The 15,782-nt window shown below is 51.8% G+C and carries 12 protein-coding genes and 1 riboswitch; of the genes, 8 read left to right on the forward strand and 4 right to left on the reverse strand.

From position 1 onward, the window contains the following. Nucleotides 1-3 precede the first annotated feature (3 nt). The 6 genes from GT3570_RS03405 (at nt 4) to GT3570_RS03430 (ending at nt 8,206) form a co-directional block, all read left to right on the forward strand. Nucleotides 4-1,539 carry an alpha-amylase family glycosyl hydrolase gene (locus GT3570_RS03405; RefSeq protein WP_062898443.1) on the forward strand — a complete coding sequence of 512 codons (1,536 nt, stop codon included), beginning with the start codon at nt 4-6 and terminating at the stop codon, nt 1,537-1,539. Between the two features lie 18 nt (nt 1,540-1,557). Further along, on the forward strand, nt 1,558-2,577 hold the full coding sequence (locus GT3570_RS03410; RefSeq protein ID WP_021322532.1) for a LacI family DNA-binding transcriptional regulator: 1,020 nt from the start codon (nt 1,558-1,560) through the stop codon (nt 2,575-2,577). A gap of 123 nt (nt 2,578-2,700) precedes the next feature. Continuing rightward, complete coding sequence (locus GT3570_RS03415; protein WP_021322533.1) at nt 2,701-4,632, forward strand: sigma-54-dependent Fis family transcriptional regulator; 1,932 nt, start codon at nt 2,701-2,703, stop codon at nt 4,630-4,632. 200 nt (nt 4,633-4,832) lie between these two features. Further along, the gene (locus GT3570_RS03420; protein ID WP_021322534.1) at nt 4,833-5,819 is read left to right on the forward strand and encodes a thiamine pyrophosphate-dependent dehydrogenase E1 component subunit alpha; all 987 of its coding nucleotides are present in this window, start codon (nt 4,833-4,835) and stop codon (nt 5,817-5,819) included. Between the two features lie 27 nt (nt 5,820-5,846). Next, nucleotides 5,847-6,866 (forward strand): alpha-ketoacid dehydrogenase subunit beta, encoded by a 1,020-nt coding sequence (locus GT3570_RS03425; protein WP_021322535.1) that lies wholly within the window; start codon nt 5,847-5,849, stop codon nt 6,864-6,866. A gap of 29 nt (nt 6,867-6,895) precedes the next feature. Further along, the gene (locus GT3570_RS03430) at nt 6,896-8,206 is read left to right on the forward strand and encodes a dihydrolipoamide acetyltransferase family protein (protein ID WP_062898444.1); all 1,311 of its coding nucleotides are present in this window, start codon (nt 6,896-6,898) and stop codon (nt 8,204-8,206) included. Nucleotides 8,207-8,378: 172 nt separating this feature from the next. Here GT3570_RS03430 and GT3570_RS03435 read toward each other — a convergent pair whose 3' ends face one another. Beyond that, entirely contained in the window at nt 8,379-9,242 is an 864-nt protein-coding gene (locus GT3570_RS03435) for an SDR family oxidoreductase (protein WP_023633939.1), read from the reverse strand. Nucleotides 9,243-9,300: 58 nt separating this feature from the next. On the opposite strand from GT3570_RS03435, the gene GT3570_RS18650 reads away from it, so the two are divergent. Both GT3570_RS18650 and GT3570_RS18655 read left to right on the forward strand, forming a co-directional pair. After that, on the forward strand, nt 9,301-9,477 hold the full coding sequence (locus GT3570_RS18650; RefSeq protein WP_014195051.1) for a hypothetical protein: 177 nt from the start codon (nt 9,301-9,303) through the stop codon (nt 9,475-9,477). Next, nucleotides 9,474-9,629: a hypothetical protein gene (locus tag GT3570_RS18655; protein WP_011230218.1), complete on the forward strand. Its 156-nt coding sequence runs from the start codon at nt 9,474-9,476 to the stop codon at nt 9,627-9,629. The genes GT3570_RS18650 and GT3570_RS18655 overlap by 4 nt, the downstream gene beginning before the upstream one ends. Before the next feature lie 75 nt (nt 9,630-9,704). Here the strand turns inward: GT3570_RS18655 and metH are convergent, their stop codons facing one another. The 3 genes from metH to GT3570_RS03450 form a co-directional block, all read right to left on the reverse strand. Then, nucleotides 9,705-13,115, reverse strand: coding sequence for a methionine synthase (gene metH / locus GT3570_RS03440; protein WP_023633938.1), 3,411 nt, complete (start codon nt 13,113-13,115; stop codon nt 9,705-9,707). Beyond that, nucleotides 13,108-14,955 (reverse strand): bifunctional homocysteine S-methyltransferase/methylenetetrahydrofolate reductase, encoded by a 1,848-nt coding sequence (locus tag GT3570_RS03445; protein WP_014195053.1) that lies wholly within the window; start codon nt 14,953-14,955, stop codon nt 13,108-13,110. The genes metH and GT3570_RS03445 overlap by 8 nt, the downstream gene beginning before the upstream one ends. A gap of 71 nt (nt 14,956-15,026) precedes the next feature. Then, nucleotides 15,027-15,129: riboswitch (SAM riboswitch) on the reverse strand. Between the two features lie 113 nt (nt 15,130-15,242). Then, a complete protein-coding gene (locus GT3570_RS03450) occupies nt 15,243-15,626 on the reverse strand; it encodes a DUF7577 domain-containing protein (protein ID WP_011230221.1) in 384 nt (127 codons plus the stop codon). Nucleotides 15,627-15,782: the final 156 nt, after the last annotated feature.

Here is a 15,782-nt window from a genome sequence, read left to right on the forward strand (position 1 = left end):
GAAATGGGGAACCGGCTCTTTATGCTGCTCGTCCTTCCGTTCCTTCTTTTTTATGCCATGCCGGCTGCGGCGGCGGAAAAAGAAGAACGGACGTGGCAAGATGAAGCCATTTATTTCATTATGGTCGACCGGTTTAACAATATGGATCCGACAAACGACCAGAACGTGAATGTGAACGATCCGAAAGGGTATTTCGGCGGCGACTTGAAAGGGGTGACGGCGAAACTCGATTACATCAAGGAGATGGGATTTACCGCCATTTGGCTGACGCCGATTTTTAAAAACATGCCGGGCGGTTATCATGGCTATTGGATTGAAGATTTTTATCAAGTCGATCCGCACTTTGGCACGCTGGGCGATTTGAAAACACTCGTCAAAGAAGCGCATAAGCGCGACATGAAAGTCATTTTGGATTTTGTCGCCAACCATGTCGGTTACAATCACCCATGGTTACATGACCCAACGAAAAAAGATTGGTTTCACCCGAAAAAAGAGATTTTCGACTGGAACGACCAAACACAGCTTGAAAACGGCTGGGTGTATGGGTTGCCTGATTTGGCGCAGGAAAATCCAGAGGTCAAAACGTATTTAATTGACGCTGCCAAATGGTGGATTAAAGAGGCCGACATTGACGGCTACCGGCTCGATACAGTGCGCCACGTGCCAAAATCGTTTTGGCAGGAGTTTGCGAAAGAAGTCAAATCGGTGAAAAAAGACTTTTTCCTTCTCGGTGAAGTGTGGAGCGACGATCCGCGCTATATTGCCGATTACGGGAAGTATGGCATCGACGGGTTTGTCGATTATCCGCTGTATGGCGCGGTGAAGCAGTCGCTTGCGAGGCGCGATGCCTCGCTCCGCCCGCTGTATGATGTCTGGGAATACAACAAAACGTTTTACGACCGACCGTATTTGCTCGGGTCGTTTTTGGACAACCATGATACCGTGCGGTTTACGAAGCTCGCGATTGACAACCGCAACAACCCGATTTCACGCATTAAACTGGCCATGACGTATTTGTTCACCGCCCCTGGCATCCCGATCATGTATTACGGGACCGAAATCGCCATGAACGGCGGCCAAGATCCGGACAACCGCCGTCTGATGGATTTCCGCGCTGATCCAGAAATCATCGATTACTTGAAAAAAATCGGCCCGCTTCGCCAAGAGCTGCCATCATTGCGGCGCGGCGATTTTACGCTGTTGTATGAAAAAGACGGCATGGCGGTGTTGAAACGGCAATATCAAGATGAAACGACGGTCATCGCCATCAACAATACGAGCGAAACGCAGCATGTCCATCTCACCAATGACCAGTTGCCAAAAAACAAAGAACTGCGCGGCTTTTTATTGGACGATCTCGTCCGCGGCGATGAGGACGGCTACGACCTTGTGCTCGACCGCGAAACGGCGGAAGTATACAAGCTACGGGAGAAAACAGGGATCAACATCCCGTTTATCGCCGCCATCGTATCGGTTTACGTGCTGTTTCTTTTGTTTTTATATTTGGTGAAAAAACGGGCAAAACGGATCAATGAATAAATGGAAAGGAGGGGGCTTATGACCGTTACGATTAAAGATGTGGCGAAAAGGGCCAATGTCGCGCCGTCGACCGTGTCGCGCGTCATTGCCGACAGCCCGCGCATCAGCGAGAAAACGAAGCAAAAAGTGCGCGCGGCGATGAAAGAGCTCGGCTATCATCCGAACTTTATCGCCCGCAGCCTCGCGAGCCAAGCGACGCAAGTAATCGGCATCGTCATGCCGAGCTCGGCCGACCAAGCGCTGCAAAACCCGTTTTTCCCGGAAGTCATCCGCGGCATCAGCAAAGCCGCCCATGAAAAGCGGTACGCCTTGCAAATGTCGACAGGGGAAAAAGAAAGCGATATTTACGAACGGGTGGTGGAGATGCTGCAAGGGCGGCGCGTGGACGGCGTCATTTTGCTTTATTCTCGTCAAAACGATAAACTGATGAAATACTTGCAAAAGCACGATTTCCCATTCGTCGTCATCGGCAAGCCGCACCAAAAGACGGAGCAAGTGACCCACGTTGACAACGACAACGTCCAGGCGGGCAAAGATGCGACGAACTACTTGATTGCCTACGGCCATGAGCGCATCGCGTTTGTCGGCGGCAATCCGCAATATTTGGTGACCGTCGACCGCCAAAATGGCTACGCCGCCGCCTTGAGTGAAGCCGGGCTGCCGTACCGCCCGGAATATGTCGTCCATGAAGAATTTTTGCAGGAAGGCGGCCAAGAGGCGATGAAAGAGCTTCTTTCTTTGCCTGAGCCGCCGACCGGGCTCGTGGTTGCCGACGATCTCATGGCGCTCGGGATGCTCAAAACGCTTGATGAAATGGGCCTCGGCGTCCCGGAAGATGTATCGATCATCAGCTTCAACAACACGCTGCTCGCCGAAATGTCGCGTCCGCCGCTCACCTCGATTGACATCGGAATTTTCCAACTCGGCTATGAAGCGGCGAAAAGTTTAATCGAAAAAGTCGAAAATCCAAATGAACCGATCAAGCGCATCATCATTCCCCACCGGCTTGTGGAGCGGGGGTCGTGTGCGAGGCGGTAGATGTTTCCAAGGCAGCCATCATGGCTGCTTTTTTCGGTTGTTATTTTTTATAAAGTTGAAAAAGGAAATCAATAAATTGAAGAGAAAAAGAAAAACAATGGCAAACACGGAGGTGAACACAAGATGATCGTGACCCGCGAACAGGTGAAATCCATGTGGGAAAAGTTCGTATTTCATAACGAGCTCGATCCCGATTTGCCGCCCATGATTCGAGACTCTTGGCTTCGGTCGAAAAAAGCGATGGTTGATCCGTTTCGGCCGTACGGGTGGATTAAAGAAATCGACAATGAAAAGTACCGCTCCTTGATCGATTGGTCATTGCCGTTAATGGAAGGATTGTATTCGATTGTCAAAGGATCTGGATTTTTGGTGATCCTGTGCAATGAAAACGGACAGTTGCTTTTGTCGATTGGCGATTGCGAGCCTTTAGCGAGGGCGGAAGAAATCGGATTTATCGCGGGGGCGGATTGGAGCGAGCAAGTGATGGGGACCAACGCCATTGGCACATCGATCGTCATTGATCGTCCTATTCAAGTGTTTGCTGAGGAACATTACACGAAAATATGCCAGTCATGGACGTGTTCCGCTGCCCCCATCCATGATCCCGACGGCCGAATCATTGGTGTATTGAATATGTCAGGACCCTATGAAAAAGTGCACTCTCATACGCTAGGAATGGTTGTATCAGCCGTAAAGGCGATTGAGTACCAACTAAAATTACATGAGAATGCTGAAAAAAACGTGATGATGCAACGGTTTTTGGAAGCGACAACGAACAATATGAAAGAAGGCATTTTAATCATCGATCGCGATGGGAAGATCGTAAAGGCGAACAACCAGTTAAAAAAGCTGTTCCATATACCACAACTGCAACTGGAAGAGAAAAAGCTCGACGATCTTTTCAATGATCCCTCTATCTGTTCGAACCACCCGCTTCATTTGCAAAATCAAGAGCTGCATCTAAGCGTCAAGCCTTCAAACGCGGTGCACCATGTGTTAGTTGACAAGATTCCAATTTACGAGAAAAAAGAACGAATCGGATCGATGATCATTGTAAAAGAAATTGAAAAGGTACGCCAGTTTGTCAACCACCTATCGGGAAACCAAGCGAAAATCACGTTTGCGGATATGATCGGGCAACACCCGTGTTTCATTGAGAAAATGAACGAAGCGAGGCTCGCCGCAGCGACAGATTCCAACGTGTTAATATTAGGGGAAAGCGGAACAGGAAAAGAGATGGTGGCTCAGGCGATTCATAATGAGAGCAAGCGGAGAAACAAACCGTTTATTGCCATTAACTGTGGAGGCATACCGCGTGATCTCCTTGGCAGTGAGTTGTTCGGATATGTGGACGGGGCATTCACAGGAGCGAAAAAAGGGGGAAGCGCCGGAAAGTTTGAGCTTGCCAATGGGGGAACGCTTTTTTTGGATGAGATTGGCGAAATGTCCTTGGAAATGCAAGTGTTGCTTTTGCGCGTTATTCAAGAAAAGGAAGTGATGAGAATTGGCGGGCACAAAGTGATCCCTGTTGATGTAAGAATCATCGCAGCGACCAACAAAGACCTTCGCCAGGAAGTGCAAAAAGGCAGCTTTCGCGAAGACTTGTTTTTCCGGTTGAATGTTATGCCGATTGTTCTCCCGCCGCTTCGGAAAAGAAAAGAAGATATTCCGCTTCTCGTCCGTCATTTTATTGAAAAACTGGCTCACAAACGAAATAAACCGTTTCCTGAGATACGGTCCGATTTCTTAGAGGCGCTTATGCAATACGATTGGCCAGGAAATATTCGCGAGTTGCAAAATATGATCGAACGGGTGCTGAATCAGTGCGCAAAACCGGTATTGACAGCGGCTGATCTGCCGGAAGAAATCTTTCGGCCTCTTCGCTTGCCTCAAGTTAGGGAGAACGTAGACATCTCCCGAAATGAGATAAAAAAGCAATCCATCATCGAGGCGTTAAAGCAGTGCAACGGCAACATTTCCAAAGCTGCCCGTTATTTAGGCATATCGAGAAGCACATTTTACCGGCAAATGGATAAATGGAATATTCGGTATTGACTGTCCCATTTTGTATCAAAGTGTAGCGACAAAGTGAAACAAAATGAAACACTTTGTCGCTGTTTTTGTTTAGGTTGGATCAAAAAGGCGGCTTTGGATAAACAATTTGGCGGACGAAGAAAAGGAAACAAGCGTTGGAACGATTTTTGCTTTATAGAAATGATGAAAGCGGTACCAATCAAGTGAAGGAGGAGAGAAAGTTGGCCATTTCCAAGGATCATCTTCTTTGGATGTACGAAACGATGTACAAAATTCGCTGCTATGAAGACAAAATGGCGGAGGCGTATGCCGAAGGGAAATCTCCTGTGTTTAATATCGGCGCGGGGCCGGTGCCAGGGGAAATGCATTTGGCCACTGGACAAGAACCGGCTGCGGCTGGGATGTGTGTTCACTTGAAAAAGGAAGATACGGTGACTGCCCCTCACCGTCCGCATCACCATGCGATTGCCAAAGGGGTGGATTTGAACCGGATGACAGCAGAGATTTTCGGAAAAGCCACTGGACTGGGAAAAGGAAAGGGCGGCCATATGCATTTGTTTGATCCTGACGTCAAATTTTCCTGCGGCGGGATCGTTGGGGCTGGGATTCCTCATGCCCTTGGCGCGGCGCTGGCGGCCAAGAAAAAGGGGACGGATTGGGTGGCGGTTGCGTTTATCGGCGAAGGAGCCGCCAATCAAGGGGCGTTTCATGAATCGTTAAATATGGCGGCATTATGGAAACTGCCATTCATTGTTGTCATTGAAAACAATCAATATGGAATTTCTGTGCCGAAAACGGCGTCTACAGCGGTTCCCTCGAATGATGTACGGGCTGCCGCCTATGGCATTAAAGGATATTATGTCAAAGACAACGACCCGATTGATATGTACAACGTATCGAAAGAAGCGGTTGAACGTGCAAGAACTGGACAAGGGCCGTCGATTATTGAGATTGAAACATACCGTTATTTAGGACATTTCCAAGGCGATCCGGAAGTATACCGGGATAAAAATGAAGTGACGTTGCTTCGCCAAAAAGACCCCATTATTCGCCTTCGCAACTATTTATTGAATGAATGTGGGGTAACAGAGGAGACGATTGCACAGCTGGAAAACAAAGCGACATTTGAGGTCGATCAGGCGTACGCGTTTGCGAGAGAAAGCGATTATCCCAAGCCGGAAGAGGCATTGGAAGATGTGTTTGTCTAATTTCATAGGAGAAAGGAGTTTTGCCATATGCAACAAACAAAACAGCGGCTGTTAACGGGAAATAAGGCGCTGGCTGAAGCGATTCGCCTTGAGATGGAGAGAGATCCGAACGTCTTTGTGATGGGAGAAGATGTCGGAGTATACGGTGGGATTTTTGGAGCGACAGAGGGATTGTTCCAAAAGTTTGGACCGGAACGGGTCATCGATACGCCGATTTCTGAGACCGCGTTCATCGGTGCTGCCATCGGCGCCGCTGCGGAAGGAATGCGGCCGATCGTGGAGCTGATGTTTGTCGACTTTTTTGGGGTTTGTATGGACCAAATTTACAACCATATGGCGAAAATTCCGTACATGTCCGGCGGCAGGGTGAAACTGCCAATGGTATTGATGACGGCGGTGGGAGGCGGTTACAGCGATGCCGCCCAGCACTCGCAAACGTTGTACGCCACCTTTGCCCATCTTCCTGGGATGAAAGTCGTCGCTCCGTCGACGCCATATGATTTAAAAGGGATGATGATTTCCGCTATTCGCGATGATAACCCTGTTGTCTTTATGTTCCATAAAACCTTGCAAGGGCTCGGCTGGATGGATCAGCTTGATGCTTCGGTTGGGCATGTACCGGAAGAGGCGTATACTGTGCCGCTTGGGAAAGCAAATATTGTGCGCGAGGGAACGGATATCACCATTGTCGGTATTCAAATGTCAGTGCATCAGGCGCTCGAAGCGGCCAAAAGACTTGAACAACAAGGCATTCAAGCGGAAGTGATCGATTTGCGCTCTCTTGTCCCATTGGACAAAGAGACGATCATTCAATCGGTTAAAAAGACACACCGCTTGCTTGTTGTTGATGAAGACTATCTGTCGTACGGGATGACGGCGGAAATTGCCGCGATTGCCGCTGAACATTGTTTGTATGATTTGGAGGCGCCGGTGAAGCGGATTGCGGTTCCGGATGTGCCAATTCCTTATAGCCGTCCGCTTGAACAATTTGTATTGCCAAATGCCGATAAAATTTTCCGTGAGGCGATCCAACTCGTCAATGAATAAGGAGAAGTTCGTTCCAAGGGAGGCAGCTTATGGTTGTCGAAGTGACATTGCCCAAACTATCCGATTCCCACGATGAAAGTTTCATTACGTTTTGGCACGTTTCCGAAGGAGATGCGGTGGAAAAAGGAGCCACGCTGGTGGAAGTGCAAACAGAAAAGGCCGTTTCAGAAATTCACGCTCCCGAGTCAGGAACAGTAAAAGAGATCAAAAAGAAACGAGGGGATACGGCCAAGGTCGGCGAAGTACTGGCCGTCATTGCCGTCGAAACGTTTGCTCCGGACGGCGGAGATCCGCAGACAGAGATCAAGATCACCCCACGCGTAAAAAAACTGGCCAAGGAGCTTGGCGTCGATTGGAGTACGGTCACACCGACGGGGGCGAACGGCAAAATCACGGAAGAGGATATTCGTCGTGCGGCGAGCGCGGGAAAACAAAGGACTCCTCAAAAAACATTCGTGGCTGCCCCGTCAGTGCGAAAGTTTGCCCGCGAGCAGAACGTGTCTTTAGAGGAAATCACTCCAAGCGGAAAGAACGGAAGAATATTGAAAAGCGATATTGAAGCAGCACTGTCGGTTCGGCAGCAAAAAGCAACCGATGAGGCTGCTGCTAGTGTTGAGATTGTCAAGAAGCAGGAAAGCCGGGAAAAAGTGCGCCGAGTGCCGCTGACAGGCATCCGCAAGGCTATCGCCCAAGCGATGGTGCGGTCAATGCGGACCATTCCGCAAGTCACCCATTTTGGCGAGGCCGATGCGACCCGTCTTTTTCAACATCGCCGACGGATCAAACCGCTAGCTGAGCAACAAGGGGTGAAACTGACCTATTTAGCCTATGTGGTAAAAGCACTGGCGGCGGTGTTGAAAAAGTATCCAATGCTCAACGCTTCGCTTGATGAGGAACGAGAAGAAATCGTCATTCACGAATTCATTCACATTGGGTTTGCGGTTGACACTGACCGTGGATTGCTCGTCCCGGTGATTCGTGATGCGGATCAAAAATCGTTGTTCCAAATTGCGAAAGAAATTGAAGAATTGACGGCGAAGGCGAGAGCGGGAACGATTCAAGCGGTGGAGATGAGCGGAGGGACATGCACGGTTTCGAACATCGGCTCGGCCAATGGTTCGTGGTTCACGCCGATTATTCATTATCCACAGTCTTGTCTTTTAGGAATCGGGAAAGTTGAGAAAAAACCGGTGGTCGTCGATGATTCGATTGAGATTGCTTCTGTGATGCCGCTGTCTCTTACTTACGATCACCGTCTTATTGATGGGATGATGGCTCAACACGCCTTAAATGAATGTCAAACGTACTTGTCTGAACCGGATTGGCTGCTTGTTATGTGACAAAAAACCCCGCCCCTATTCCGGGGTGGGGTGAGAGAAGAGGGGCACCTTGTAAAGAAGTAGAGGAACATCGTAGCTTTATCGTACTCATTTTTTTACAATCACGCCATATTTTTGTTAGAAAAGGTAACGTGATTTTATTAAAAAAGTTCGGCGCCAGCGGCTGCCGCGGTCAATCGCTGATGAACTTGCCGCCATTTACATGAAGCATTTGCCCGGTCATGTACGACGATTCGTCGCTCGCCAAAAAGACGTAGCACGGGGCGACTTCGCTCGGCTGGCCGGGCCGTTTCATCGGGGTGTTGGCGCCGAATGCGGCGACTTGCTCACTTTGAAAGGTGGAGGGGATGAGCGGCGTCCAAATCGGGCCTGGGGCGACGCCATTGACGCGGATGCCTTGCCCAACGAGCGCTTTGGCGAGCGAGCGGGTGAACGCGACGATTGCGCCTTTTGTCGCCGAGTAGTCGATGAGCTGTTCGTTTCCTTCGTAGGCGGTGACCGAAGCGGTGTTGATAATGGCGCTTCCGTTTTTTAAGTGCGGGAGCGCCGCTTTCGTTAGGAAAAAGTAGCCGAATACGTTCGTGCGAAACGTTTTTTCCAGCTGCGCGGCGGTGATGTTGAGAAAGTTCGGCTGTGGGTGCTGTTCAGCGGCGTTATTGACGACGATATCGAGCTTGCCGAACGCTTTGATTGTTTGTTTCACCGCCTCTTTGCAAAACGTTTCATCGCCGATGTCGCCGGCGATGGCCAAGCACCGTTTTCCTTCCTGTTCGACAAGCCGTTTTGTTTCCTCGGCGTCCTCGTGTTCGTTCAAATACAAAATGGCGACATCGGCCCCTTCTTTGGCGAAATGGACGGCGACCGCCCGGCCGATGCCGCTGTCGCCGCCGCTGATGATGGCGACTCTGTTTTCGAGCTTGCCGCTTCCTTTATAGGTGTCTTTGATGGTGATCGGCTGCGGGTTCATCTCCGTTTGCAGGCCCGGCTGGCGCGTCTGGTGTTGCGGCGGCAGCGTCGTTTGTTGCTTCGTGACCATATTTGCTCCTCCTTGGATATGTATTGTCATCATTAGTATGGGACGGAGGAGGGGAATTATGTGTCAGGTGGACATCTATGATGAAAAATATGGTGAGTCAAGAGGAGAACTCAGTTTCCTTGCCGTCCATTTAGCTCAAGATCGCAAATTTCGTGGGAATGACGGGCCTCAGCACCTTGTCAGTGAACTGAAACATGATGTTTTCCCTAAGTATGAAGGAGGGGATGATGAATGATCAAAAAGGAAGATCAGTTGATTTCGTTATTTGGGAGTATGCCTCCCAAAGGAGACCGTTCTCCGATGGATTGGAAGAGTATTCGTAGACAAGCGAAAGAAGAATGGCTGAAAAAGTTGGAGAATCGTGAACAAATAAAAACAAAAAAGTGACTGTATATCGTTCGGGTGGAGCATTCAAAGAAAAACGACAAACGAGCCGGCCGATTCGGCCAGCTCGTTTCCTGCTTATAACACATTGAAATAACGCGCTTCCGGATGGGCGAAGACGATCGCCGAAACCGATGCTTCGGGCTCCATCATATAGCCGTCGGTGAGGCGGATGCCGACATCTTCCGGATGAAGCAGGCGGAACAGTTTCTCTTGGTCTTCCAAGTTCGGACAGGCCGGGTAGCCGAACGAGTAGCGCTGGCCTTGGTATTTGGCGGCAAAGCGCTCTTCCATTGTGAAATCCGGGTCGTCCGGGAAGCCCCAACGGTCGCGCATAATTTGATGGATGCGCTCGGCGAATCCTTCGGCGATCTCGAGCGCCAACGCTTGGATGGCATGGCTTTTCAAAAATTCGCCTTCTTCCTTCCAGCGCTGGGCGAGTTCGCGGACGCCATGCCCGGCGGTGACGGCGAACAAGCCGACGTAATCCATTTCACCGCTTTCTTTCGATTTCAAATAATCGGCGAGGCAAAGATACGGCGCCCGCGGTTGGCGCGGAAAGTCGAACATCTCGAGCACTGTTTTGCCGTCAGTCGGATCGTAAATGTAAACCCGGTTGCCGTCGCTTTGCGCCGGGAAGAAGCGGTAGACGCCGGCGGGCTGAATCCAGCCATGCTCTTTCGCTTTGGCGACGAGTTCGTCGACGACCGCTTTTAACGCCAACGCTTTTTCGTCTTTCTCTTCAAGCAGCCGTTTCACTTTTCCTTTCAAGCCGAGGTGGTGGCCGAGCACCATTTGCCAGTTGACGTACGGCAACACGTGGTCAAGCGGCACATTTTTTAGCACGTGGCGCTCGAGATCGGCCGGGATGTAGACGGGAACGTCGGTCGAGACGGTCGATTTAACCGCTGTGACCACCGTCGTTTGCCGCGTTGGCTCGCTTTCGGCCGTTTCTTTTTTCTTGTAGTCAATCTCGCCCTGCTGGATTTGGTTGGCAAGGGCAAGCCCGTCCATGGCGTCTTTCGCGTACAAGACAACGCCGTCGTACTCGGGCGCGATTTTGTTTTCCGTAAATTTGCGCGTCAAGGCGGCGCCGCCGACTAAAATCGGGGTCGAGATGCCCGCTTGGCGCAAGTCTTGGGCGGTGACGACCATCTGTTGAGCCGATTTCACAAGCAAGCCCGACAACCCGATAATGTCCGGCTGATGTTCGCGCACCGCTTCAATGAGTTGTTGCGGGGCGACTTTAATGCCGAGGTCGATCACCTCGTAGCCGTTGTTGCTTAGAATGATGTCGACCAAGTTTTTGCCGATGTCATGCACATCGCCTTTGACGGTGGCGAGAATGACTTTTCCTTTTGTGCTTCCTTCTTTCTTTTCCATATACGGCTCTAAAAAGGCGACCGCTGCTTTCATCACTTCCGCGCTTTGCAATACTTCAGCGACGATGAGCTGGTTGTTGTTGAACAGCCGCCCGACTTCATCCATGCCGGCCATGAGCGGACCGTTGATGATGGACAGCGGATCGGAGTAGGTCTCAAGCGCCTTTTCCAAATCGGGAATGAGCCCGTCTTTCGACCCTTCAATAACGTAGCGGGCGAGCCGCTCTTCCAAGCTCAAGTTCGTCTGCGCCGGTTTGGCGGCGGTGATTTTGCTTCGGTAAAATTCGATAAAGGCGTTTAATGTTTCGTCGTTTGTGTCAAAAAGAAGCGCCTCGGCCATTCGCACTTCTTCTTCCGGAATCGAAGCGAACCGCTCGAGCTTCTCGGTGTTGACAATGGCGTAATCGAGCCCGGCTTGCGTGCAATGGTACAAAAAGACCGAGTTCAGCACTTCGCGCCCGGCCGGCGGCAAGCCGAACGAGACGTTGCTGATGCCGAGCATCGTTAAGCAATGAGGCAGCCGCTCTTTAATGAGGCGGATCCCTTCGATCGTTTCTTTCGCCGCACCGATGTATTGCTCATCGCCGGTGCCGACCGGGAAGACGAGCGGGTCGAAAATGATGTCGCGCTCAGGCACGCCGTAGCGGTTCACGAGCAAGTCATACGAACGCAAGGCGATCTCGAGCTTTCGTTCGGCGGTGACCGCCATCCCTTGTTCATCGATCGTCCCGACCACAACGGCGGCGCCGTAGCGGTGTAGCAGCGGCACGACATTGGCAAAGCGCTCCTCGCCGTCTTCCAAGTTGATCGAGTTAATGATCGCTTTTCCTTGCGAATAGGTGAGGGCGCGTTCAATGACGCGCTCGTCGGTTGAATCGATGACAAGCGGCACTTTCACTTTTTTCACGACTTCGCGGACGAACTGCTCCATGTCATGGAGTTCGTCGCGGTCTGGGTCGGCGAGGCAAATGTCGATGACATGGGCGCCGCTTTTCACTTGGGCGCGGGCGATTTCCGCCGCTTCTTCGTATTTCCCTTCGGCGATGAGGCGCTTGAATTTGCGCGAGCCGATCACGTTTGTCCGCTCGCCGACAAAGAGCGGACGCATCGTTTCATCATAGATGAGCGCCTCGATGCCGGAAACGGCGTGGACATCAAACGAAGACGGAATCGCCCGCGGCGGGAGATCACGCACCGCTTCGGCAATGGCGCGGATATGATCCGGCGTCGTGCCGCAACACCCGCCGACGATGTTGATCCATCCCTTTTCGGCAAAGCGGCGGATTTTCTCTGCCAGCATATTCGGCGTTTCATGATAGTGGCCTTCCTCATCCGGCAGACCGGCGTTCGGGTAGCAGCTGACCGCCGTGTCAGCGAGCGAGGCGAGCGTGCGCAAATGGTCGGTCATAAACTCCGGACCGGTTGCGCAGTTTAAGCCGACGGCGATCGGCTTCATATGGCGCACCGAGATGAAAAACGCATCGATCGCCTGCCCGGCGAGCGTCGTGCCCATCGGTTCGATCGTGCCGGAAATCATGAGCGGCACGCGGCGGCCGACCGCTTCAAACGCCTTCGAAATGCCGAGAAAACCGGCTTTGACATTCAGCGTATCTTGGCACGTCTCGAGTAGGAGAAGGTCGACGCCTCCTAAGAGCAGTCCGCGCGCTTGTTCTTCGTAGGCGGCGACGAGTTCTTCAAACGTTGCGCCGCCGGTCACCGACAACGTTTTCGTCGTCGGCCCCATCGAACCGGCGACAAAGCGCGGCCAGTCCGGGGTGGAGAACGACTCAGCCGTTTGTTTGGCGAGTTTGGCCGCTTCGATGTTCAGCTCAAGCGCCAAATGACCGAGGCCATATTCGTCAAGCACGATGCGTGTCGCTCCGAACGTGTTCGTTTCAATGATATCAGCACCGGCTTCTAGGTACGCTTCATGAATGCGGCGGATGACATGCGGGGCGGTGAGGGTCAAATATTCGTTGCACCCTTCATACGCCTCGCCGCCAAAGTCGGCGGCCGATAGGTTGGCGCTTTGGATCATCGTGCCCATGGCGCCATCGATGACAAGAATTTTTCTTTGCAGTTGCTGTTCTAAGGTGACGTTAGCCATGAACAACCTTCCTTTCTTTGGCGGCCGCTTCTTTTTCGTGAATGTAGCGGACAAGCTCGACCGTCATGTCGTAGCGCAAGAACGGCGTGATCAAATAAATGCCGTTAAACAAATCAAACGCAGCGTCAATGAGCGATTTGGCGATAGCGATGCCTTCCTTGGCTGCTTGCACCGGGTCGCCGCCGCACGCCGCCATGCGGGCGCGAATCTCGTCAGAGAGCGTAATGCCCGGCACTTCATGATGCAAAAAGTCGGCGTTGCGCGCGCTCACAAGTGGCATAATGCCGATGTAAATCGGCGTGTCAAGATGCTTGGTCGCTTCGTGCACTTCAACGATTTTCTCTTCCGAGTAAATCGGCTGGGTCAAGAAATAGTGGGCGCCGCATTGAATTTTTTTCTCCATTCGCTCAACTGCTTTATCCAAATGGCGGACGTTCGGGTTGAACGCAGCGCCGATCGAGAAGTTCGTTTTTTGCCCAAGCGGTTTGCCCGAGTACGACAGCCCTTCGTTAAACTGGCGGATCAAGCGGATCAAATCGAACGATGATAAATCATACACCGACGTTGCTCCTGGGAAGTCGCCGATTTTCGACGGGTCGCCGGTAATGGCGAGCACGTCGGTGATGCCGAGCGTATGCAAGCCCATCAAATGCGACTGCAAGCCGATCAAATTGCGATCGCGGCATGTAATATGCACAAGCGGGCGGATGCCGAGCTGCTCCTTGATGATCGTGGCGACAGCGGCGTTGCTGATGCGCGGCGTGGCGAGCGAGTTGTCGGCCAACGTCAGCGCATCGATGCCGGCGTCATGGAGCGCTTTCGCCCCAGCAAGAAACTTGTCAATCCCCAATTTTTTCGGCGGATCCAGCTCCACAATGACCGAGCGGCGCGTGCGGGCAAGCTCGGGAAGGGGAGATGGGGCGGGCCGATCCGCTTGCACTGATACAGACACCGCGCGCCGTTTCACCGTTTTTTCCGTCACCGGCGTTCGGTCGGAGAGCGCTTTTGCCATCGCTGCGATATGCTTCGGCGTCGTGCCGCAGCACCCGCCGATCAAGCGCACCCCTTGGTCGCGGAACGCTTTGGCTGTTTCCTCGAAATATTCAGCGTTCGTCTCATAGACAAGCCGGCCATCGCGGTAATCCGGGAGGCTCGCGTTCGGATACGCCGACAAAAATGCCTGCTTCGGCAGCGGCACTTCCTCGAGCGACCGAAGCATATGATATGGACCGAGACGACAGTTCAGTCCGACGACATCGGCCCCGAGCGCCTCTAGGCGGGCAAGGGCGTCCGCGAGCGGCGTGCCATCTTGCAAGACGCCGACTTCATGGAGCGAGACGTGAGCGATAATCGGCAAGTCGGTCTCTTTGCGGGCGATGGCAAGCACCGTCTCCAACTCTTCCAAATCGTAATACGTCTCGAGCAGCACGCCGTCGACTCCTTCAGCCAGCAGGACAAACAGCTGCTCGCGAAACGTCCGTTTCACTTCTTCGAGCGTGACGACGCTTTTGTTTAACGTGCGCAGCCCCCCGATCGTCCCGAGCACGTACGCCCGCCCGTTCGCCGCTTGCCTGGCGAGCCGCACCGCCGCGCGGTTGATGGCCGGCACCTCATCTTCAAGGCCGTAGCGGGCGAGTTTCACATAGTTGGCGCCGTATGTATTCGTCTGAATGACGTCGGCGCCCGCGGCGATATACGCTTCATGAATATGGACGATTTCATCTGGATTGGATAGATTCAATTCTTCAAAACAACGGTCAATGCCGTGCGAATATAAAAGCGTTCCCATCGCCCCGTCGGCGATGAGAATGCGCTCTTTCAACTTATCCAGCAATCCCACGTTCGATTCCCCCGTTTCTCCGTAGTAAAAGAAAAAAGCCTTCTATAAGAAGAAGACTTTTCATTCGCTTCTTCTTATCTTCCAGGCTTCCGCCTGTCTGGATTTAGCACCTTGGCCGCGGGCCAGGTTGCTGAGGGTTCACCGGGCCAGTCCCTCCCCCTCTCTTGATAAGAATGTCCGTATGCAATTGTGCGGCAGCGTTTTGATGATTACTATATAATTTAATGTATTTTTCGAAATTATTCAATACGGTGAAGCGAGGAAATTTCAAAAAAGAATTTCTCGGATCAACGGAGAAGCTCTTTTCCACATTGGGGGCAAAATTGGAAATTGTGCTGCACATGCCCGCCGCAATGAGGGCAATGCTTGTTTGGCTGTTTATGGCTTCCAAATCGGACGTTCAGCGGGTCGGGCTCTTCCTCGCTGTCGACAATGTCCAATAAGGACATGCGTTGTTTTCCCGTCGCATTTTTGTAATGGTAAAACGCTTGAAATACGCCGATGGCGATGACGACAAGGCCGAAAAACGGAAAAAAGCGGGCGGCGGGAAACGGCGAGTCCGCGGTGATGGAGAATGCCATCACCATCCAAAAGATGCCGAACAACACAGCGGCGATGCTGCCGAAGAGTCCTTGCATCGACGGACCGCGGCCGGGTTTGATGCTTTTCAATTTCATTCCTCCCTAACAGAATTCATAGATATATTATAATAGAAAAAATTGGTTTTTACCATGTTCACATAGAAACGTTTGAGCCGATAGAGGCAAAAATATTAGATTTTTAATTGGATTTATTTTTCAATACCTTGATTATGTCTTGTAAGAGAG

Source organism: Geobacillus thermoleovorans, from assembly GCF_001610955.1.
In the GTDB taxonomy this organism is placed as follows: domain Bacteria; phylum Bacillota; class Bacilli; order Bacillales; family Anoxybacillaceae; genus Geobacillus; species Geobacillus thermoleovorans.

Coding starts and splice junctions, on each gene's coding strand:
- metH (WP_023633938.1), bottom strand. CDS start 13,115: ATGGCTAACGTCACCTTAGAACAGCAACTGCAAAGAAAAATTCTTGTC.
- GT3570_RS03410 (WP_021322532.1), top strand. CDS start 1,558: ATGACCGTTACGATTAAAGATGTGGCGAAAAGGGCCAATGTCGCGCCG.
- GT3570_RS18655 (WP_011230218.1), top strand. CDS start 9,474: ATGATCAAAAAGGAAGATCAGTTGATTTCGTTATTTGGGAGTATGCCT.
- GT3570_RS03425 (WP_021322535.1), top strand. CDS start 5,847: ATGCAACAAACAAAACAGCGGCTGTTAACGGGAAATAAGGCGCTGGCT.
- GT3570_RS03415 (WP_021322533.1), top strand. CDS start 2,701: ATGATCGTGACCCGCGAACAGGTGAAATCCATGTGGGAAAAGTTCGTA.
- GT3570_RS03435 (WP_023633939.1), bottom strand. CDS start 9,242: ATGGTCACGAAGCAACAAACGACGCTGCCGCCGCAACACCAGACGCGC.
- GT3570_RS03405 (WP_062898443.1), top strand. CDS start 4: ATGGGGAACCGGCTCTTTATGCTGCTCGTCCTTCCGTTCCTTCTTTTT.
- GT3570_RS18650 (WP_014195051.1), top strand. CDS start 9,301: ATGTGTCAGGTGGACATCTATGATGAAAAATATGGTGAGTCAAGAGGA.
- GT3570_RS03430 (WP_062898444.1), top strand. CDS start 6,896: ATGGTTGTCGAAGTGACATTGCCCAAACTATCCGATTCCCACGATGAA.